At 60.6% G+C, this 20,734-nt stretch carries 19 protein-coding genes; 9 read left to right on the top strand and 10 right to left on the bottom strand.

Going from position 1 to position 20,734, the window contains the following annotated elements; all coding sequences use genetic code 11:
- Positions 1-45 precede the first annotated feature (45 nt).
- From AB4O22_RS04320 to sdhC, 4 genes are read right to left on the bottom strand one after another with little or no spacing between them, the layout of a single operon-like run.
- Positions 46-750, bottom strand: a complete 705-nt coding sequence (locus tag AB4O22_RS04320; protein ID WP_003204434.1) for a succinate dehydrogenase iron-sulfur subunit — start codon at positions 748-750, stop codon at positions 46-48.
- 11 nt (positions 751-761) lie between these two features.
- The gene (gene sdhA, locus AB4O22_RS04315) at positions 762-2,534 is read right to left on the bottom strand and encodes a succinate dehydrogenase flavoprotein subunit (RefSeq protein ID WP_003204436.1); all 1,773 of its coding nucleotides are present in this window, start codon (positions 2,532-2,534) and stop codon (positions 762-764) included.
- Positions 2,535-2,537: 3 nt separating this feature from the next.
- The gene (sdhD, locus tag AB4O22_RS04310; protein ID WP_003204438.1) at positions 2,538-2,906 is read right to left on the bottom strand and encodes a succinate dehydrogenase, hydrophobic membrane anchor protein; all 369 of its coding nucleotides are present in this window, start codon (positions 2,904-2,906) and stop codon (positions 2,538-2,540) included.
- Entirely contained in the window at positions 2,900-3,274 is a 375-nt protein-coding gene (sdhC, locus tag AB4O22_RS04305) for a succinate dehydrogenase, cytochrome b556 subunit (RefSeq protein ID WP_003179220.1), read from the bottom strand. The genes sdhD and sdhC overlap by 7 nt, the downstream gene beginning before the upstream one ends.
- Positions 3,275-3,638: 364 nt before the next feature.
- On the opposite strand from sdhC, the gene gltA reads away from it, so the two are divergent.
- Positions 3,639-4,928 carry a citrate synthase gene (gene gltA, locus AB4O22_RS04300; protein WP_003204440.1) on the top strand — a complete coding sequence of 430 codons (1,290 nt, stop codon included), beginning with the start codon at positions 3,639-3,641 and terminating at the stop codon, positions 4,926-4,928.
- A 309-nt stretch (positions 4,929-5,237) separates the two neighbouring features.
- Here the strand turns inward: gltA and AB4O22_RS04295 are convergent, their stop codons facing one another.
- The 3 genes from AB4O22_RS04295 to AB4O22_RS04285 form a co-directional block, all read right to left on the bottom strand.
- Complete coding sequence (locus tag AB4O22_RS04295; protein WP_100263934.1) at positions 5,238-6,896, bottom strand: cation acetate symporter; 1,659 nt, start codon at positions 6,894-6,896, stop codon at positions 5,238-5,240.
- Entirely contained in the window at positions 6,893-7,204 is a 312-nt protein-coding gene (locus AB4O22_RS04290) for a DUF485 domain-containing protein (RefSeq protein WP_003204445.1), read from the bottom strand. The genes AB4O22_RS04295 and AB4O22_RS04290 overlap by 4 nt, the downstream gene beginning before the upstream one ends.
- A 316-nt stretch (positions 7,205-7,520) precedes the next feature.
- Complete coding sequence (locus AB4O22_RS04285) at positions 7,521-8,375, bottom strand: glycine betaine ABC transporter substrate-binding protein (protein WP_100263935.1); 855 nt, start codon at positions 8,373-8,375, stop codon at positions 7,521-7,523.
- A gap of 422 nt (positions 8,376-8,797) precedes the next feature.
- Between AB4O22_RS04285 and AB4O22_RS04280 the strand changes: the two genes are divergently transcribed.
- Both AB4O22_RS04280 and AB4O22_RS04275 read left to right on the top strand, forming a co-directional pair.
- Positions 8,798-10,096 carry an alpha/beta fold hydrolase gene (locus AB4O22_RS04280; protein ID WP_003204449.1) on the top strand — a complete coding sequence of 433 codons (1,299 nt, stop codon included), beginning with the start codon at positions 8,798-8,800 and terminating at the stop codon, positions 10,094-10,096.
- Positions 10,089-10,877, top strand: a complete 789-nt coding sequence (locus AB4O22_RS04275; RefSeq protein ID WP_223470673.1) for an MlaA family lipoprotein — start codon at positions 10,089-10,091, stop codon at positions 10,875-10,877. The genes AB4O22_RS04280 and AB4O22_RS04275 overlap by 8 nt, the downstream gene beginning before the upstream one ends.
- A 133-nt stretch (positions 10,878-11,010) precedes the next feature.
- Here the strand turns inward: AB4O22_RS04275 and AB4O22_RS04270 are convergent, their stop codons facing one another.
- Positions 11,011-11,925 (bottom strand): DUF808 domain-containing protein, encoded by a 915-nt coding sequence (locus AB4O22_RS04270; protein ID WP_028237394.1) that lies wholly within the window; start codon positions 11,923-11,925, stop codon positions 11,011-11,013.
- Positions 11,926-12,055: 130 nt separating this feature from the next.
- Between AB4O22_RS04270 and AB4O22_RS04265 the strand changes: the two genes are divergently transcribed.
- On the top strand, positions 12,056-12,661 hold the full coding sequence (locus AB4O22_RS04265) for a TetR/AcrR family transcriptional regulator (RefSeq protein WP_003204456.1): 606 nt from the start codon (positions 12,056-12,058) through the stop codon (positions 12,659-12,661).
- A 102-nt stretch (positions 12,662-12,763) separates the two neighbouring features.
- On the opposite strand, the gene AB4O22_RS04260 is transcribed toward AB4O22_RS04265, so the two are convergent.
- Complete coding sequence (locus AB4O22_RS04260) at positions 12,764-13,222, bottom strand: REP-associated tyrosine transposase (RefSeq protein WP_223472353.1); 459 nt, start codon at positions 13,220-13,222, stop codon at positions 12,764-12,766.
- A gap of 212 nt (positions 13,223-13,434) precedes the next feature.
- On the bottom strand, positions 13,435-13,875 hold the full coding sequence (locus AB4O22_RS04255) for a GlcG/HbpS family heme-binding protein (protein WP_223472354.1): 441 nt from the start codon (positions 13,873-13,875) through the stop codon (positions 13,435-13,437).
- A 268-nt stretch (positions 13,876-14,143) separates the two neighbouring features.
- Between AB4O22_RS04255 and gcl the strand changes: the two genes are divergently transcribed.
- From gcl to pyk, 5 genes are all read left to right on the top strand, one after another.
- On the top strand, positions 14,144-15,919 hold the full coding sequence (gcl, locus tag AB4O22_RS04250) for a glyoxylate carboligase (protein ID WP_003204462.1): 1,776 nt from the start codon (positions 14,144-14,146) through the stop codon (positions 15,917-15,919).
- 136 nt (positions 15,920-16,055) lie between these two features.
- Positions 16,056-16,838, top strand: a complete 783-nt coding sequence (gene hyi / locus AB4O22_RS04245; RefSeq protein WP_027911521.1) for a hydroxypyruvate isomerase — start codon at positions 16,056-16,058, stop codon at positions 16,836-16,838.
- Positions 16,839-16,996: 158 nt separating this feature from the next.
- Positions 16,997-17,887, top strand: coding sequence for a 2-hydroxy-3-oxopropionate reductase (locus AB4O22_RS04240; protein ID WP_223472355.1), 891 nt, complete (start codon positions 16,997-16,999; stop codon positions 17,885-17,887).
- 146 nt (positions 17,888-18,033) lie between these two features.
- Complete coding sequence (locus tag AB4O22_RS04235; protein ID WP_460095931.1) at positions 18,034-19,314, top strand: glycerate kinase type-2 family protein; 1,281 nt, start codon at positions 18,034-18,036, stop codon at positions 19,312-19,314.
- Positions 19,304-20,719 (top strand): pyruvate kinase, encoded by a 1,416-nt coding sequence (pyk, locus tag AB4O22_RS04230; RefSeq protein WP_223472357.1) that lies wholly within the window; start codon positions 19,304-19,306, stop codon positions 20,717-20,719. The genes AB4O22_RS04235 and pyk overlap by 11 nt, the downstream gene beginning before the upstream one ends.
- Positions 20,720-20,734: the final 15 nt, after the last annotated feature.

The raw sequence follows: 20,734 nt of genomic DNA, 5'->3' as shown, positions 1-20,734 counted from the left end.
CCTGGCCTTTACGGGTACAACGGTCCTACGGGTACAGCAGCTGAATCAAACGCCGCTTTGCAGCAGCATGTTACGAATGTGACCGATGGCCTTAGTCGGGTTCAGGCCTTTTGGACAAACGTTGACGCAGTTCATGATCCCGCGGCAGCGGAATACGCTGAACGGGTCATCCAGCGAAGCCAGACGCTCGGACGTCTTGGTGTCACGGCTGTCTGCCAGGAAGCGGTACGCTTGCAGCAGGGCGGCCGGGCCCAGGAACTTGTCCGGATTCCACCAGAACGATGGGCACGAGGTCGAGCAGCAAGCGCACAGGATGCACTCGTACAGACCGTCGAGCTTCTCACGCTCTTCAGGAGTCTGCAGACGCTCGATGGCCGGAGCCGGCGTGTCGTTCTGCAGGAATGGCTTCACCTTCTCGTATTGCTTGTAGAAGATGCTCATATCGACGACCAGGTCACGGATAACCGGCAAACCTGGCAGCGGACGAACGATCAGCTTGTTGCCCTTGACCACGGCAGACAGCGGCGTGATGCACGCCAGGCCGTTCTTGCCGTTGATGTTCATGCCGTCGGAGCCGCAAACGCCCTCACGGCAAGAGCGACGATAGGAGAAACCCTCGTCCTGCTCTTTGATCAGGGCCAGCACGTCCAGCACCATCAGGTCTTTACCACCGGTATCGACCTGGAAGTCCTGCATGAACGGCGCAGCGTCCTGATCAGGGTTGTAGCGATAAACACTGACTTGCAACATAGCGGTCACCCTTAATAAGTCCGGACTTTTGGTTCGAAAGTCGGAACAGTCTTCGGCGAGAAGTTCACGGCACGCTTGGCGACGCGTTTTTCACCCGGGAAGTACAAGGTGTGGCACAGCCAGTTTTCGTCGTCACGGTCTTCGAAGTCTTCGCGGGCGTGGGCGCCACGGGACTCTTTACGCACTTCTGCGGCGATGGCGGTGGCTTCGGCCACTTCCAGCAGGTTCTGCAATTCCAGCGCTTCGATACGGGCAGTGTTGAACGCCTGCGACTTATCGTTGATCTTCACGTTGGCGATTCGTTCACGCAATTGCGCCAGCTGGGCAATACCCTTCTGCATGTATTCGCCGGTACGGAATACACCGAAGTAGTTCTGCATGCAGTTTTGCAACTCACGACGCAGGGTCGCCACGTCTTCGCCTTCGGTACGCTCGTTCAGAGCGGACAGACGCGCCAGGGCAGCTTCGATGTTGGCGTCGGTGGCATCGTCATATTCGATACCGTCGGACAGCGCTTTTTCCAGGTGCAGGCCGGCAGCGCGACCGAAGACCACCAGGTCGAGCAACGAGTTGCCGCCCAGACGGTTGGCACCGTGGACCGATACGCAAGCCACTTCACCCACTGCGAACAGGCCAGGGATGATTGCGTCCACACCTTCGGCGTTCTGGGTGATCGCCTGGCCATGAATGTTGGTGGCAACGCCACCCATCATATAGTGGCAGGTTGGAACTACTGGAACTGGCGCAACGACCGGGTCGACGTGAGCGAAGGTCTTGGACAGTTCGCAGATGCCTGGCAGGCGGCTGTGCAGCACTTCCTCGCCCAGGTGGTCGAGCTTGAGCATCACGTGGTCGCCATTCGGACCGCAACCGTTGCCAGCGATGATTTCTTTAACCATCGAACGGGCAACCACGTCACGACCGGCAAGGTCCTTGGCGTTCGGAGCATAACGCTCCATGAAACGCTCGCCGTGCTTGTTGATCAGGTAACCACCTTCACCACGGCAACCTTCGGTCACCAGTACACCGGCGCCGGCGATGCCGGTCGGGTGGAACTGCCACATTTCGATGTCTTGTACCGGCACGCCAGCACGCAGGGCCATGCCGACGCCGTCACCGGTGTTGATCAGGGCATTGGTGGTGGATGCGTAGATACGGCCTGCACCGCCGGTCGCCAGTACGGTGGCCTTGGCGCGGATGTAGGTGGTTTCGCCGGTTTCGATGCAGATCGCGATCACGCCGACGAAGGCGCCGTCCTGGTTTTTCACTAGGTCAACGGCGTAATACTCGTTCAGGAACGTGGTACCGGCTTTCAGGTTGCCCTGGTACAGGGTGTGCAGCAGCGCGTGACCGGTACGGTCGGACGCCGCGCAAGTACGTGCAGCCTGGCCGCCCTTGCCGTAGTCCTTGGACTGGCCACCGAACGGACGCTGATAGATACGACCTTGCTCGGTACGCGAGAATGGCATGCCCATGTGGTCCAGCTCGAACACCGCGGCCGGGCCTTCCTGACACATGTATTCGATAGCGTCCTGGTCACCGATGTAGTCGGAACCCTTGACGGTATCGTACATGTGCCAACGCCAGTCATCGTTCGGGTCGGCCGAAGCGATGGCGCAGGTGATGCCGCCCTGGGCGGAAACAGTGTGCGAACGGGTCGGGAAAACCTTGGTGATCACGGCAGTCTTGTGACCGCCCTGTGCCAGTTGCAGCGCTGCGCGCATGCCGGCACCGCCACCACCAATGATGATGGCGTCGAAAGAAATCGTTGGAATGTTAGCCATGGATCAGATACCCCAGAGAATCTGCACACCCCAGACGAAGTAAGCGAACATCGCAACGCCGCATACTGCCTGGAAGAGGAAACGTACGGCAGTCGCCGACTTGCCGAACGCCATTGGCGTCAGGTAGTCGGTCGCGATGGTCCACATGCCGACCCAGGCGTGAGCGCCCAGTGCGACAAGTGCCAGCAGACTGAAGATACGCATCCAGTTGTTTGCGAACAGTTCATGCCATTGGGCGTAGCCCAGGCCTGGGTTTGCTACGACATATCCGATCAGGAAGATGAAGTAAGCCGCGAGAACGACCGCAGACACACGCTGCGCCATCCAGTCATAGAGGCCCGAACGCGAAAGGTTCGTGACGTTGGTTACCATATCCAGACTCCTGCCAGAACGATCAGCACCGCAGACACGGCGATAATGATTTTCGAGCCCAGCTTGCCGCCTTCCAGCGTCTCACCGATGCCCATGTCCATGATCAAGTGGCGCACACCGGCAACCAAGTGATACAGCAAGGCGGACAGGATGCCCCAAATCACTAGCTTGGCTAGCGGACTGGTCAGACACGCTTTCACCTGACCGAAGCCTTCTTCCGAATCGAGCGACTTGTCCAGTGCATAAAGCATGATGGCCAGGCTGACGAAGAGGATGACACCGGAAATACGGTGAAGAATGGACGTGTAAGCAGTGACTGGGAGTTTGATGGTCCTTAGGTCTAGGTTTACAGGTCGTTGGCTTTTCACGGCTTTTTTTCACACTGAAGAGCCCCTAACAATCAGGGCAAAGTTGTTGGGGCGCGCACTGGTCAGGTACTCACCACCCAGGGAGTGACGACCCCCAAGAAAGCAGGCCCAAAAGCCCCTGGCGGTCGGTGGCCGAGTATAGACAGTTAGGCTACTAATGACAACGCGTTCACCTTCCCCTAATAGCGCATTGCACATACGACGCAAAAGGCGTAAACGGCAGGTAATTTCGCGGAAAAAGTCCGGTTAAAGCCTTCTGGAGCAAGACTTTAGGCAAATTGACTTTCGAATTTATCTCACTATAGTGGTGCGGGCCCTGCGTGGGGGGTCTGTCTGATGATTTCAAGCATTAATAGGAGGCCACATGGCTGACAAAAAAGCGCAGTTGATCATCGAGGGCGCAGCCCCCGTCGAGCTGCCCATTTTAACCGGCACCGTTGGTCCCGATGTAATCGACGTACGGGGCCTGACGGCCACGGGCCGTTTCACCTTTGACCCAGGTTTCATGTCGACCGCCTCGTGCGAATCGAAAATCACCTATATCGACGGCGACAACGGCATCCTGCTGCACCGCGGCTACCCGATCGAGCAACTGGCTGAAAAATCGGACTACCTGGAAACCTGCTACCTGCTGCTCAACGGCGAGCTGCCAACCGCAGAGCAAAAGGCCCAGTTCGTCAGCACCGTGAAGAACCACACCATGGTTCACGAGCAGTTGAAGACCTTCTTCAACGGCTTCCGTCGCGATGCCCACCCGATGGCCGTCATGTGCGGCGTTGTCGGCGCCCTCTCGGCCTTCTACCACGACTCCCTGGACATCAATAACCCCCAGCATCGCGAAATCTCCGCGATCCGCCTGGTGGCGAAGATGCCGACCCTGGCAGCCATGGTCTACAAGTACTCCATGGGCCAGCCCATGATGTACCCGCGCAACGACCTGACCTATGCAGAGAACTTCCTGCATATGATGTTCAACACCCCGTGCGAGATCAAACCGATCAGCCCGGTGCTCGCCAAGGCCATGGACCGGATCTTCATCCTCCATGCCGACCACGAGCAGAACGCCTCCACGTCCACCGTGCGCCTGGCCGGCTCCTCGGGTGCCAACCCGTTCGCCTGTATCGCCGCCGGTATCGCCGCACTCTGGGGCCCTGCCCACGGCGGTGCCAACGAAGCGGTACTGACCATGCTCGATGAAATCGGCGATGTCTCGAACATCGACAAGTTCATCGCCAAGGCCAAGGACAAGAACGATCCGTTCAAGCTGATGGGCTTTGGTCACCGGGTCTACAAGAACCGCGACCCGCGCGCCACCGTCATGAAGCAGACCTGCGACGAAGTGCTCAAGGAACTGGGGATCAAGAACGATCCGCAACTCGAACTGGCCATGCGCCTGGAAGAGATCGCCCTGACCGACCCGTACTTCATCGAGCGCTCGCTGTACCCGAACGTCGACTTCTACTCGGGGATCATCCTCAAGGCGATCGGCATTCCAACCAGCATGTTCACCGTGATCTTCGCCCTGGCGCGGACTGTCGGCTGGATCTCCCACTGGAAGGAAATGCTCTCCAGCCCGTACAAGATCGGCCGCCCGCGCCAGCTGTACACCGGCTACGAGTCGCGTGACATCACCCAGCTGGAAGACCGCAAGTAAGACCTGCCTTGCTATAGGTCCCAAGCTGCACCGAACAGCCCCTGCTTCTTATATAAGAGCAGGGGCTGTTTTGTTTGTGCCCTCTTTGTCTGATCCAGAAGCTGCGGTGACAGGCCCGGCGCATCGCGAGCAAGCTCGCTCCCACACTGGATCTATGTACGCTCCCACAGGGGGGGGGGAGCTTGCTCCGGGCGGCGTTCCGACAATGGCGGCAGATCTGCACCCCCTCATAAACCCGGCACAAAAAAATACCCCAGCCTCTCGACCGGGGTATTTCTTCAAACACAACGCTTGCAGCTTACTGGCGCATCAGTGGTTAACCGCCCCACTCGCCCCCAGGCCAGTCTGCGAACGCACGAACTGCGGGAAGAACAGCGCCCGCTCGTTTGCACCTTCAGCCGACTTGTCGGTAATGGAGAAGAACCAGATGCCGACGAAGGCAATGGCCATCGAGAACAGCGCAGGGTATTCATACGGGAAGATCGCCTTCTCGTGACCCATGATCTGCACCCAGATGGTCGGGCCGAGGATCATCAGGCCCACGGCACTGACCAGGCCCAGCCACCCGCCAATCATGGCGCCACGGGTGGTCAGCTTCTTCCAGTACATCGAAAGCAGCAGTACCGGGAAGTTGCAGCTCGCCGCGATGGAGAACGCCAGGCCCACCATGAACGCGATGTTCTGCTTCTCGAACAGGATGCCCAGGCCGATCGCCAGCACCGCCAGGGCGATGGTGGTGATTTTCGAGACACGAATCTCGTCCTTCTCGTTGGCCTTGCCTTTCTTGATCACGCTGGCATACAGGTCATGGGACACCGCCGAGGCACCGGCCAGGGTCAGGCCCGCGACGACCGCCAGGATGGTGGCAAAGGCTACCGCCGAGATGAAGCCCAGGAAGATACTGCCGCCCACAGCGTTGGCCAGGTGCACCGCCGCCATGTTGTTACCACCGAGCAAGGCACCTGCCGCGTCCTTGAAGACCGGGTTGGTGCTGACCAGCAGGATCGCGCCGAAGCCGATGATGAAGGTCAGGATGTAGAAGTAACCGATGAAGCCGGTGGCATACAGCACGCTCTTGCGCGCTTCCTTGGCGTCGCTCACGGTGAAGAAGCGCATCAGGATATGCGGCAGGCCAGCGGTACCGAACATCAGCGCCAGACCCAGGGAGAAGGCCGAGACCGGATCCTTCACCAGGCCGCCAGGGCTCATGATCGCCTCACCTTTAGGGTGAACCTTGACCGCTTCGGCAAACAGCATGTTGAAGTCGAAGTTGACGTGCTTCATGACCATCAGGGCCATGAACGAAGCACCCGACAGCAACAGCACCGCCTTGATGATCTGTACCCAGGTGGTGGCCAGCATGCCGCCGAACAACACGTAGAGGCACATCAGGATGCCCACCAGGATCACCGCAACGTGATAGTCCAGGCCGAACAGCAGCTGGATCAGCTTGCCGGCACCGACCATTTGCGCGATCAGGTAGAACGCCACCACGACCAGCGAGCCACAGGCGGACAGACTGCGGATCTGGGTTTGCCCAAGGCGATAGGACGCCACGTCGGCAAAGGTGTACTTACCCAGGTTACGCAGGCGTTCGGCGATCAGGAACAGGATGATCGGCCAACCCACCAGGAAGCCGATCGAGTAGATCAGACCGTCGTAGCCGGAGGCGAACACCAGTGCGGAGATCCCCAGGAAGGACGCCGCCGACATGTAGTCACCGGCAATGGCCAGGCCATTCTGGAAACCGGTGATACGCCCGCCCGCCGCATAGTAGTCAGCGGCCGACTTGTTGCGCTTGGAGGCCCAGTAGGTGATGCACAGGGTCGCACCGACGAAGACCACGAACATCACGATGGCCGAGACGTTGAGAGGCTGTTTCTGCACGGCACCGGTCAGGGCTTCTGCCGCCCAGGCGCCCGGGGCAAACGCTGCGATGCTCAATAGAGCCAGTAGACGCCGGATCATTGCTGAGCCTCCTTGAGAATCGCATTGTTCAGGTCGTCGAACTCGCCGTTGGCGCGCCGTACGTAGATAGCAGTCAGGACGAAGGCCGAGACAATCAGGCCGACACCGATGGGAATGCCCCAGGTGATGGTGGACTCAGGCGTGATCTTGGCCCCGAGAATGTGTGGCCCGTAGGCGATCAGAAGGATGAAGCCGGAATACAGCCCAAGCATGATCGCCGAGAGAATCCAGGCGAACTTTTCCCTTTTTCTCACCAGCTCCTTGAAGCGCGGGCTGTTTTGAATCGAGAGGTAAATGCTGTCGTTCATTGTTTTTATCCTCGCAGCACAGATTTAATTGGAACAGCCCTACTCTATGCGGCTCAAGGCCAGGTTCCAGACGACCTTAGTATTAGAACGACATGACGGCTTTGCCAGTTTTCCGCAAAAAAACCAAGCCCCTCCCCTGTGGGAGCGAGCTTGCTCGCGATGGCGGTAGCACAGTCAGTGTAGATGCAAGCTGACACACCGCTATCGCGAGCAAGCTCGCTCCCACAGGGGGTTGCGTTGCGCTCAGAATTGCGGGCACAAAAAAACCGCATGACACACGGCCATGCGGTTTTTCGGGACAGCTAAACCAGGCCGATTACTTGCCGGTCCACTCCTTCACGCGGTCCGGGTGCTTGGCAACCCAGTCCTTGGCGGCGGCTTCAGGCTTGGCGCCTTCCTGGATCGCCAGCATGACTTCGCCAATCTCGTCTTTCGAAGCCCATTGGAATTTCTTCAGGAACGCGACCACTTCCGGTGCCTTGGCCTCCAGTTCCTTGCTGCCGATGCTGTTCACGGTTTCAGCCGCGCCGTAGACGCCTTTCGGGTCTTCCAGGAAGCGCAGTTTCCACTTGGCGAACATCCAGTGCGGCACCCAACCGGTGACGGCGATGGATTCGTTTTTCTTCTCGGCACGGGTCAGCTCGGCAATCATGCCGGCGCCGGAACTGGCCTTGAGTTGATAACCGGTCAGGTCGTAATCCTTGATCGCCTGCTCGGTCTTGAGCATTACGCCTGAACCGGCGTCGATGCCGACAATGCGTTTCTTGAAGGAGTCGTCGGTTTTCAGATCCTCGAGCGACTTGGCCTTGACGTACTCCGGCACGATCAGGCCGATTTTGGCGTCCTTGAAGTTGGGGCCGTAGTCGACCACCTGGTCCTTGTTCTTCGTCCAATAGTCGCCGTGAGTCACCGGCAGCCAGGCCGAGAGCATCGCGTCGAGCTTACCGGTGGCCACGCCTTGCCACATGATCCCGGTCGCGACCGCTTGCAGCTTCACGTCATAACCGAGTTTCTGCTTGATCACTTCGGCGGCCACGTGGGTGGTCGCGACGCTGTCGGACCAGCCGTCAACGTAACCGATGCTCAGGGTTTTGGTTTCGGCGCTGGCCAAGGTGGAACTGATGGCCAGTACCAGTGCGGCACCTGCGCCCAAGAGTCGTCGCATCTTCATCGTTACTTCCCCGAAAGTGCTGCGCCCGACGGATGCCGGGCGGCGTCAACGTATAGTTATGATGCTCAGCGCCCCCATCACGCTCGCCCTCAAACCGGTCTGAACGCCAGTGGAGTACTGACTCGTTGATCATCAACCTGCTCCGATCCGGAACCTGCTCTGTCTGCGACGTCGAGGCAACGAGAAACGACATCAGAACGCCAGCTCTCAGTTCCAGGCATTTGTACCAGCGCCACACGTGAGATTTGCGGTCAAATCCGGCAAACGCCAGATAACTAGCCGCCAGCACGCACGACCGTGTATCTTCCCGCTACTATCGCGCCCCGTCCGTGCCTGTTTTGTGCCCATCATGGCACTTGGCTCCGCTTCGGTGGTCATAGCCTGCGAACCTCATTCGGCACCTTCCTCTAAGGGATCCAGTCATGCTCCGTTCCTTGCGCTTCGCTGCCCTTCTCGGCGGCCTTATCCTGAGTGCGTCCGCGCTGGCGGCAGATATTGACGCCGCCAGCTATGGCTACCCCTTGACCAACCCGTTCGAGGCGACCATCGCCACCACGCCACCGGACCTGCGTCCGGAGTTGCCGCTGATCGAAGACATCAACCAGGCAGACCACAGCCTGACCCTGCGCCCGGAACGCGAGTTCATCCTGCCGGACAACTTCTGGCCGGTGAAAAGCCTCACATACCGCATGGCCACCCAGGACAAACCCGCGCCGCTGATTTTCCTGATCGCCGGCACCGGTGCGCGCTTTGACAGTAGCATTAATGAATACCTCAAGCGCCTCTACTACAAGGCCGGCTACCACGTGGTGCAGTTGTCCTCGCCCACCAGCTTCGACTTCATGAGCGCCGCTTCGCGCTTCGCCACGCCAGGCATTTCCAAGGAAGACGCCGAAGACATGTACCGGGTGATGCAAGCCGTGCGCGCGCAGAACCCCAAGCTGCCCGTGACCGAGTACTACCTGACCGGCTACAGCCTCGGCGCCCTGGATGCGGCCTTCGTCGCACACCTGGACGAAACCCGGCGCAGCTTCAATTTCAAGAAGGTGCTGCTGCTGAACCCGCCGGTGAACCTCTACACCTCGATCACCAACCTGGACAAACTGGTCCAGACCGAGGTGAAGGGTATCAACAACACCACCACCTTCTATGAACTGGTGCTGAACAAGCTGACGCGCTACTTCCAGCAAAAAGGCTACATCGACCTCAACGATGCCCTGCTCTACGACTTCCAGCAGTCCAAGCAACACCTGAGCAACGAGCAGATGGCCATGTTGATCGGCACCTCGTTCCGTTTCTCGGCCGCCGACATCGCGTTTACCTCGGACCTGATCAACCGCCGCGGGCTGATCATCCCGCCCAAGTTCCCGATTACCGAAAGCACCAGCCTGACGCCGTTTCTCAAGCGTGCGCTGCAATGCGATTTCGACTGTTACCTCACCGAGCAGGTGATCCCGATGTGGCGCGCGCGCACTGACGGAGGCAGCCTGTTGCAACTGGTCGACCAGGTCAGCCTGTATGCGCTGAAAGATTACCTGCACGACAGCCCGAAGATTGCCGTCATGCACAATGCCGACGACGTCATCCTAGGCCCGGGCGACCTGGGCTTCCTGCGCAAGACCTTTGGCGATCGCCTCACGGTTTATCCACTGGGCGGCCACTGCGGCAACCTTAACTACCGCGTCAACAGCGACGCCATGCTGGAGTTCTTCCGTGGCTAAATATCTGCTGCTTATCGCTGCGTTAATGAGTACGGGCATGGTCCACGCCGACAACAGCAAGGCCAATGCGCCTGTGGTGGTGGATTCGGACGGCTTCAAGGAGCCGCTGAGCAAGCTCAAGTTCAACCCTGGCCTGGACCAGCGCGAATTCGAGCGCTCGACCCTCAACGCCCTGAACGTCTATGACCCGCTGGAGTCCTGGAACCGCCGCGTCTACCACTTCAACTACCGCTTCGACCAATGGGTATTCCTGCCCGTGGTCGATGGCTACCGCTACGTCACGCCAAGCTTCGTGCGCACCGGGGTCAGCAACTTCTTCAATAACCTGGGGGATGTGCCAAACCTGATGAACAGCCTGCTGCAATTCAAGGGCAAGCGTTCGATGGAAACCACGGCGCGTCTGCTGCTCAACACCACCGTCGGCATCGCCGGCCTGTGGGACCCAGCCACCGCCATGGGCCTGCCGCGCCAGAGCGAAGACTTCGGCCAGACCCTGGGCTTCTACGGCGTACCGGGCGGCGCCTACTTCGTGTTGCCGATCTTCGGCCCGTCGAACCTGCGCGACACCTCAGGCCTGCTGGTGGACTACACAGCCGAATCGGCGATCAACTACCTGAACGTCTCCGAAGTCAGTTCCAACCACCCGGAGCTGCTGCTTCTGCGCGGCATCGACAAGCGCTACCAGACCGGTTTCCGCTATGGGCAACTGAACTCGCCGTTCGAGTATGAGAAGGTGCGTTACGTGTACACCGAGTCGCGCAAGTTGCAGATTGCCGAATAACCTTCGGCCACCCCAAAACCCACTGTGGGAGCGAGCTTGCTCGCGATAGCAGTCTGTCAGGCAACATTAATGTTGGATGTCAGGCCCTCATCGCGAGCAAGCTCGCTCCCACAGGGGTTATGTGTTGTCAGTCTTAGCCTTTCAGCGCTTTCCAGATCTTGCCCACCGCCAGCACACCGACCAACACCACCGCCCCCGCGACAATCCCCGCCACCGCATTGAGCAACGTCGGCACGATAAACCCGGCACCACCGGCGCTGGCCGTCACGCTTTCGATCCAGTGATGCACCACCGGCACGCCATGGGTCAGGATGCCACCACCCACCAGGAACATCGCCGCCGTGCCGATCACCGACAGGCTTTTCATCATGTAGGGTGCCGCACTCAGGATGGCGCCGCCGATGCTTTTGGCGGCCTGCCCTGGCTTCTGGGTCAACCAGAGTCCCAGGTCATCGAGCTTGACGATCCCGGCCACCAGGCCATAGACCCCAATGGTCATGACGATGGCGATGCCCGACAGGACGATCACCTGCTGGGTCAGTGCCGCATCAGCAACGGTGCCTAGGGTGATGGCGATGATTTCCGCTGACAGGATGAAGTCGGTGCGTACCGCGCCCTTGATCTTGTCCTTTTCAAACGCCACCAGATCGACCGCCGGATCCGCCACGGCCTCGACCAGTTGCGCATGTTCGGCCTGGTCTTCGGCCTTGCTATGAAGGAACTTGTGGGCCAGTTTTTCGAACCCTTCGAAACACAGATAAGCGCCGCCCACCATCAACAACGGCGTCACCAGCCAAGGAACGAAGGCGCTGATCGCCAGCGCCGATGGCACCAGGATCAACTTGTTGATGAACGAACCCTTGGCCACCGCCCACACCACCGGCAGTTCCCGCTCGGCCCGTACACCAGAGACTTGCTGGGCGTTGAGCGCCAAGTCATCGCCGAGCACGCCAGCGGTCTTCTTGGCGGCCATCTTGGTCATCAGCGCAACATCGTCGAGCACGGTGGCGATATCGTCGATCAGTACCAGCAAACTGCTTCCAGCCATGGAGGGGCTCCTTGAATAATAATGCCGCGCAGCATACCGCGAGCCGCGGCGCCTTGGGCATTCTTGAGCGCCGCGCGAGGCCGGTGCTACCATGCGCCACCGCCAGAACAGGCAAGGAACCCCTGGGTTTATGAGCACTATCCGCGAGCGCAACAAAGAATTGATCCTGCGTGCCGCCAGCGAAGAGTTTGCCGACAAGGGCTTCGCCGCGACCAAGACCAGCGACATCGCGGCCAAGGCAGGCCTGCCCAAACCCAACGTCTACTACTACTTCAAATCCAAGGAAAACCTCTACCGCGAGGTCCTGGAAAGCATCATCGAGCCGATTCTCCAGGCTTCGACACCGTTCAATGCCGACGGTGTGCCCGGCGAGGTACTGAGCCACTACATCCGCTCCAAGATCCGCATTTCCCGCGACCTGCCCTTCGCCTCGAAAGTCTTCGCCAGCGAAATCATGCACGGCGCCCCCCACCTGAGCCCCGACCTGGTGGACCAACTCAACGCCCAGGCCCGGCACAACATCGCCTGCATCCAGACCTGGATCGACCGCGGCCAGATCGCCCCCATCGACCCCAACCACCTGATGTTCAGCATCTGGGCCGCCACCCAGACCTATGCCGATTTCGACTGGCAGATCAGCGCCGTGACCGGCAAGGCCAAGCTTGATGAGGCGGATTACGAAGCGGCGGCGCAGACGATTATTCGGTTGGTGTTGAAGGGGTGTGAGCCAGACTGAAGACTGAGTAGCCCTCATCGCGAGCAAGCTCGCTCCCACAGGGTTTTGCGGCGCCCTTGTGGGAGCGAGCTTGCTCGCGATTGAAGACAACTCGATTTCAAGTCAAAGCCAAATGGCATCCCACAGCGGATAGTCGCCAAGTCGCTCTACCAGGCCTGCCCGCAGTGGATTTGCCACAACATAGCGAGCCAGCTTTACCAAATCCTCTTCCCGCCGCAGAGCTCGATCGTGGTATCCCGGTTGCCAAAGGCTGCCTCTGTGCCCTGTGGACATGTTTACCGCCCGAGCACTCAAGGACTTGGTTTTTTGCATCAGCTCATTCAGCGAGCCTTGCTGCAATTCAATCAACCAATGGAAATGGACAGGCATGATCACCCAAGCCAATGACTTCGCCCTTCTCTCAACCTGGGCACACCTAAATTGCTCAACGACCAATCGACCTAAAGCGAAATCCTGGAAAATCGGCTTTCGCTCAGCCGTGTTAGTGGTCAATAGATAGATTCGATTCAACTCACCGTAACGGCCGGTGCGCAAACGACGTGAAGCAGGTAGATCAGGCATTCCTTCGCCTCTCCAATGATCAGGTCATCAAAGGCTAGGCCTGTAGATTTTTGAATGCCGGACAGACTCTTGGCTGGATGTGTCTGGTAGATCGTCATCGCGAGCAAGCTCGCTCCCACACTACGCTTGCGGTGTTCAGACATCATGTGTCGAACATCAAGCCCTGTGGGAGCGAGCTTGCTCGCGATGAGGCCCGTCAATTCACCGCAAAATCAAACAGTAATCCCCACATCCGTCCTCAACCGCAGCGCCTCCACAGCCCTGACCGCCACCTGCTCATCCACATCCGAAACATCACCACTGACACCAATCGCCCCCAGCACCTTCCCATCCTGATCCCTGATCAATACCCCACCCGGGGCCGGTACGACGTTGCCCTGTCCCAGCCCGTTCAATGCCGCGAAAAACGCCGGGCGTTGCTGGGCGTCCTGGGCGAGCAGGCGTGAGCCTTTGCCCAAGGCGATGGCACCCCAGGCCTTGCCGATGGCGATCTGCGGGCGAAGCAGGCTGGCGCCGTCTTCGCGCTGCAAGGCAACCAGGTGTCCGCCGCTGTCCAGGACCGCGACGGTCAGAGGCGCAGCGCTGATTTCACGACCGGCGGCAAGGGCTTGCCCGGCCAGGTTGACGGCGATTTTCAAGGTTAGAACGCTCATGGGTGCTGTCCTTCTTTTGTTATGGGAGAACCTTGCGGGCTTCACTTTCAGCAAAACCGAACACAACAAATAGAACACAAAAACGCACATTTTTGTATACAATAATTTTCACAAAGCACCTAGATCGATGAAAGACCGCAGCAAAACCTGGACTTCCGACGAATAAAACAGATGCTTGAGGAAATGGATTGACCTGCGCCGTTTGCCGTGAATACACTCTGCGCAAAGCCACTTGTATACAATTACAAAACGTAAGAGGCACAAAACAATGAGCAAAATGAGAGCAATCGAAGCCGCGGTCCTGGTAATGCGCCGTGAAGGCGTGGACACCGCCTTCGGTATTCCGGGTGCCGCGATCAACCCGCTATACTCCGCCCTGCAGAAGGTGGGTGGCATCGATCACGTCCTTGCTCGCCACGTTGAAGGCGCCTCGCACATGGCCGAGGGCTACACCCGGACCAAGGCCGGCAATATCGGTGTGTGCATCGGCACCTCGGGCCCGGCCGGCACCGACATGGTGACCGGGCTCTACAGCGCCTCGGCCGATTCGATCCCGATCCTGTGCATCACCGGGCAAGCGCCCCGCGCCCGTATGCACAAGGAAGACTTCCAGGCTGTGGATATCACCAGCATCGTCAAACCCGTGACCAAGTGGGCAACCACCGTGCTGGAGCCGGGCCAGGTGCCATATGCCTTCCAGAAGGCGTTCTTTGAGATGCGCTCCGGCCGTCCGGGCCCGGTGCTGATCGACCTGCCGTTCGACGTGCAGATGGCCGAGATCGAATTCGACATCGACGCCTACCAGCCACTGCCCCTGGCCAAACCCGCGGCCAACCGTGTGCAGATCGAGAAAGCCCTGGCGATGCTCAATCAGGCTGAACGTCCATTGCTGGTGGCTGGCGGCGGCATCATCAACGCCGACGCCAGCGAACTGCTGGTGGAGTTCGCCGAGCTGACCGGCATTCCCGTCATCCCGACCTTGATGGGCTGGGGTACCATCCCCGACGATCATCCGCTGATGGTCGGCATGGTCGGCCTGCAAACCTCCCATCGCTATGGCAACGCAACCTTGCTCAAGTCGGACGTGGTGCTGGGCGTCGGCAACCGCTGGGCCAACCGCCATACCGGTTCGGTGGATGTCTATACCGAAGGCCGCACGTTCATTCACGTGGACATCGAGCCGACCCAGATCGGCCGCGTGTTCACTCCCGACCTGGGCATCGTTTCCGACGCCGCCTCGGCCCTGACGGTGTTCATCGAAGTGGCTCGTGAATGGCAAGCCGCCGGCAAGCTGAAAAACCGCGACGCCTGGTTGCAAGACTGCCAGCAGCGCAAGGCCAGCCTGCAACGCAAGACGCACTTCGACAACGTGCCGGTCAAGCCACAGCGCGTGTACGAAGAAATGAACCAGGTGTTCGGCAAGGACACCTGCTACGTCAGCACCATTGGCCTGTCGCAGATCGCCGGGGCGCAGTTCCTCCACGTCTACAAGCCACGCCACTGGATCAACTGCGGCCAGGCAGGGCCGTTGGGCTGGACCATTCCGGCCGCGCTGGGGGTGGTCAAGGCCGACCCGAGCCGCAAGGTCGTGGCGCTGTCGGGCGACTATGACTTCCAGTTCATGATCGAAGAGCTGGCGGTGGGTGCGCAGTTCAAGCTGCCCTACATCCACGTCGTGGTGAACAACTCCTACCTGGGTTTGATTCGCCAGGCCCAGCGCGGGTTCGACATGGACTACTGCGTGCAGCTGTCCTTCGACAACCTCAACGCACCGGAGCTCAACGGCTATGGCGTGGACCACATTGCCGTGGCCGAAGGCCTGGGGTGCAAGGCGTTGCGAGTGTTCGAGCCGTCCGGTATCCAGCCGGCCCTGCGCCAGGCCCAGGCGATGATCGAGGAGTTCAAGGTGCCGGTGATCGTCGAGATCATCCTGGAACGGGTGACCAACATTTCCATGGGCACCGAGATCAACGCCGTCAATGAGTTTGAAGATCTGGCGCTTGTGGGCAACGATGCACCGACTGCCATTTCGCTACTCGACTGACCGAACGGCGTCCCTGTGGGAGCGAGCTTGCTCGCGATGACGGCGCTACATTCAACATGGATGCAAGCAGACACACCGCTATCGCGAGCAAGCTCGCTCCCACAGGGGGCCTGCCAACTATCTACAGGAGACCACCATGCCGCGTTTCGCCGCCAACCTGTCCATGCTGTTCACCGAGCAGGATTTCCTCGCCCGTTTCGAAGCCGCCGCCAAGGCCGGGTTCAGTGGCGTCGAATACCTGTTCCCCTATGACTACAGCTCCGCCGAACTCAAGGCCTTGCTCGACGCCAATGGCCTGACCCAGGTGCTGTTCAACCTGCCGGCCGGTGACTGGGCCAAGGGCGAGCGCGGCATTGCCTGCCTGCCGGACCGGGTCGAGGAATTCCGCGCTGGTGTCGACCTGGCCATCGCCTACGCCCAGGTGCTGGGCAACACCCAGGTCAACTGCCTCTCGGGGATTCGCCCGCAGAACTGCAGTGAAACCCTGGTGGAGAAAACCTTCGTCGCCAACCTGAAATACGCCGCCGAGAAGCTCCAGGCCAAAGGCATCAAGCTGGTAATGGAAGCCATCAACACCCGCGACATTCCCGGCTTCTACCTGAACAACACCGCCCAGGCCCTGTCGATCCACGAGCAGGTGGGCAGCGCCAACCTGTTCCTGCAATACGACATCTACCACATGCAGATCATGGAAGGTGACCTGGCCCGGACCCTGTCAGCGCACCTGGGCGAGATCAACCACGTACAACTGGCGGACAACCCGGGCCGCAACGAGCCGGGCACGGGCGAGATCAACTATCGCTTCCTGTTCGAACACCTGGACCGCATCGGCTACACGGGTTGGGTCGGCTGCGAATACAAGCCGCTGACCACCACCGAAGCGGGCCTGGGCTGGCTGAAAACCCATAACGCGATCTGACCCAACTCCTCCCCTTGTGGGAGCGAGCTTGCTCGCGATGACGTCGGTACAGCCAACATCACCGGCACTGACCCACCGCTATCGCGAGCAAGCTCGCTCCCACAGGAAAGCATTCCCCCATTTGCCTGAAGCAGCGATAACAACAAGAGGATTTTCTCATGGCTAAAATCGGATTCATCGGCACCGGCATCATGGGCCACCCCATGGCACTGAACCTGCAAAAGGCCGGTCACAGCCTGCTCCTGTCCCAGCACCACGACCCGGCCCCGGCCGATCTGCTGGCCGGTGGCGCAGTGGCATTGGCCAATCCGAAGGAAGTGGCCCAGGAAGCCGAGTTCATCATCGTCATGGTCCCGGACACTCCGCAGGTCGAGGATGTGCTGTTTCGCGCCGATGGCGTGGCGGCGGGCGTGGGCGCGGGCAAGGTGGTGATCGACATGAGCTCGATCTCCCCCACCGCCACCAAGGCCTTCGCGGCGAAGATCAATGAAAAAGGCGCGCAGTACCTTGATGCCCCGGTGTCCGGCGGTGAAGTCGGCGCCAAGGCCGCGACCCTGAGCATCATGGTCGGTGGCGACAGCGCCGCCTTCGAGCGGGTCTTGCCGCTGTTCCAGGCCATGGGCAAGAACATCACCCTGGTGGGCAGCAACGGCGATGGCCAGACCGCCAAAGTCGCGAACCAGATCATCGTCGCCCTGAACATCCAGGCCGTGGCCGAGGCTTTGTTGTTCGCTTCGAAAAACGGTGCCGACCCGGCCAAGGTCCGTGAAGCGCTGATGGGCGGTTTCGCTTCGTCGAAGATCCTCGAAGTGCACGGCGAACGCATGATCAAGGGCACCTTCGATCCAGGCTTCCGCATCAGCCTGCACCAGAAGGACCTGAACCTGGCCCTGCAAGGCGCCAGGGAACTGAACATCAACCTGCCCAACACCGCCAACGCCCAACAAGTGTTCAGCACCTGCGCGGCCATTGGTGGCAGCAACTGGGATCACTCCGCGTTGATCAAGGGGTTGGAGCATATGGCCAATTTCTCCATCCGCGACAAATAAGCCCTGCACTCCCCCCTGTGGGAGCGAGCTTGCTCGCGATGATGGCAGTACCGCCAACATCACCGGCACTGACCCACCGCTATCGCGAGCAAGCTCGCTCCCACAGGGGGCGCATCAACACTCATAATAAAAACCGGGAGCCCGCCATGTCGGTCGATCCGCAACAACTGCTGCGCGAGCTGTTTGCCACAGCCATCGATGCGGCCCATCCGCAACACGTCCTTGAACGCTACCTGCCCAGCGACCGCAGCGGTCGGGTGATCGTCATCGGGGCCGGCAAGGCCGCGGCGGCCATGGCGCAAGTGGTCGAGCGCTGCTGGCAGGGCGAAGTGTCTGGCCTGGTGGTGACCCGCTACGGCCATGGCGCGCCCTGCCAGAAAATCGAAATAGTGGAAGCCGCCCACCCGGTGCCTGACGCCGCCGGCTTGGCCGTGGCCCGGCGGGTGCTGGAAATGGTCAGCAACCTCAGCGAAGACGACCGGGTGATCTTCCTGCTGTCCGGCGGCGGTTCTGCCCTGTTGGCCTTGCCCGCCGAAGGCATCACCCTGGCCGACAAGCAATCGATCAACAAAGCCTTGCTCAAGTCCGGCGCGACCATCGGCGAAATGAATTGCGTGCGCAAGCACCTCTCGGCGATCAAGGGCGGGCGCCTGGGCAAGGCCTGCTGGCCGGCGACGGTGTACACCTACGCGATTTCCGATGTGCCCGGGGATCTTGCCACGGTCATTGCCTCCGGCCCTACCGTGGCCGACCCCAGCACGTCGGCCGAAGCCCTGGCGATTCTGCAGCGCTACCGGATCGAGGTGCCGGCCTCGGTGCGCAACTGGTTGCAAAGTCCAGCATCGGAAACCGTCAAGCCCGGCGACCCGAGCCTGGCCCGCAACCACTTCCAATTGATCGCCCGCCCCCAGCAGTCATTGGAGGCCGCGGCAGTGAAGGCGCGCCAGGCCGGTTTCAGCCCGTTGATCCTCGGTGACCTGGAAGGTGAATCCCGGGAGGTGGCGAAAGTCCACGCCGGCATCGCCCGGCAAATCGCCCTGCACGGCCAGCCACTGGCGGCGCCGTGCGTGATCCTCTCCGGCGGCGAAACCACCGTCACCGTGCGCGGCGACGGTCGTGGCGGGCGCAATGCCGAATTCCTGCTGAGCCTGACTGACAGCCTCAAGGGTCATCCCGGCATCTACGCGCTGGCCGGCGACACCGACGGCATCGACGGTTCCGAAGACAACGCCGGTGCCCTCATGACCCCGGACAGTTATCGCCGCGCCGCCGAGCTGGGCCTGTGCGCCAGCGACGAGTTGGACAACAACAATGGCTACGGCTACTTCGCCGCCCTGGATGCGCTGATCGTCACCGAACCGACCCGCACCAACGTCAACGACTTTCGCGCCATCCTGATCCTCGAGAACCCCAAACATGACGCCTGATAAAAAGGTCAAGATCCTCGCGACTCTCGGCCCCGCCACCCGCGGCATCGATGGCATCCGCGCGCTGGTACAGGCCGGCGTGAACATCTTCCGCCTGAACTTCAGCCACGGCGAGCATGCCGATCACGCCCAACGCTACCAGTGGATTCGTGAGGTCGAGCAGCAACTCAATTACCCGCTGGGCATCCTGATGGACCTGCAAGGTCCGAAGCTGCGGGTCGGCCGGTTCGCCGACGGCAAGGTCCTGCTGCAACGCGGCCAGGCCCTGCGTCTGGATCTGGACCCGACGCCCGGCGATCAACGCCGGGTCAACCTGCCCCACCCGGAGATCATCGCGGCCCTGGAGCCCGGCATGGACCTGCTGCTGGACGACGGCAAATTGCGCCTGCGCGTGACCGCCAGGCACAGCGAAGCCATCGACACCGAGGTGCTCAACGGCGGTGAGCTGTCGGACCGCAAAGGCGTGAACGTCCCCCAGGCCGTGCTCGACCTGAGCCCGTTGACCGCCAAGGACCGGCGCGACTTGAGTTTCGGCCTGGAGCTGGGCGTGGACTGGGTGGCATTGTCGTTCGTCCAACGCCCCGAGGACATCCGCGAGGCCCGGGCGCTGATCGGCGACAAGGCGTTCCTGATGGCGAAGATCGAGAAGCCATCGGCGGTGGCCCAACTACGGGAAATCGCCGAATTGAGCGACGCGATCATGGTTGCTCGCGGTGACCTGGGTGTCGAAGTCCCGGCCGAGAGCGTGCCGCAGATCCAGAAGAACATCATCGGCACCTGCCGCGCCCTCGGCAAACCGGTGGTGGTGGCGACCCAGATGCTCGAATCGATGCGTTTCTCCCCGGCACCCACCCGCGCCGAAGTCACCGACGTGGCCAACGCCGTGGCCGAAGGGGCCGACGCGGTGATGCTGTCGGCGGAAACCGCTTCAGGGGATTACCCCCTCGAAGCCGTGCAGATGATGAGCAAGATCATCCGCCAGGTGGAGAACGGCCCCGACTACCAGGCGCAATTGGACGTCAGCCGGCCGAAAGCCGAGGCCACAGTGTCGGATGCGATCAGTTGCGCGATCCGCCGTATCAGCAATGTGCTGCCGGTGGCGGTGCTGGTGAACTACAGCGAATCGGGCAGTTCCAGCCTGCGGGCGGCGCGGGAACGGCCGACGGTGCCGATCCTCAACCTCACGCCGAACCTGCAGGCCGCCCGCCGCCTGACGGTGGCCTGGGGCGTGCACTCGGTGGTCAACGATCGGTTGAAGCAAGTGGATGAAGTCTGTTCCACCGCTTTGGAAATCGCCCAGGCCCAAGGCATGGCCCAGCGCGGCGATACCTTGCTGATTACTGCGGGCGTGCCGTTCGGGCAGCCGGGGTCGACCAATTCGTTGCGCATTGAGACGTTGATCTAGCGCCTGTACTGGCCC

This window comes from Pseudomonas sp. S3_B11 (genome assembly GCF_054667715.1).
This window is presented reverse-complemented; position numbering and strand designations above follow the sequence as displayed.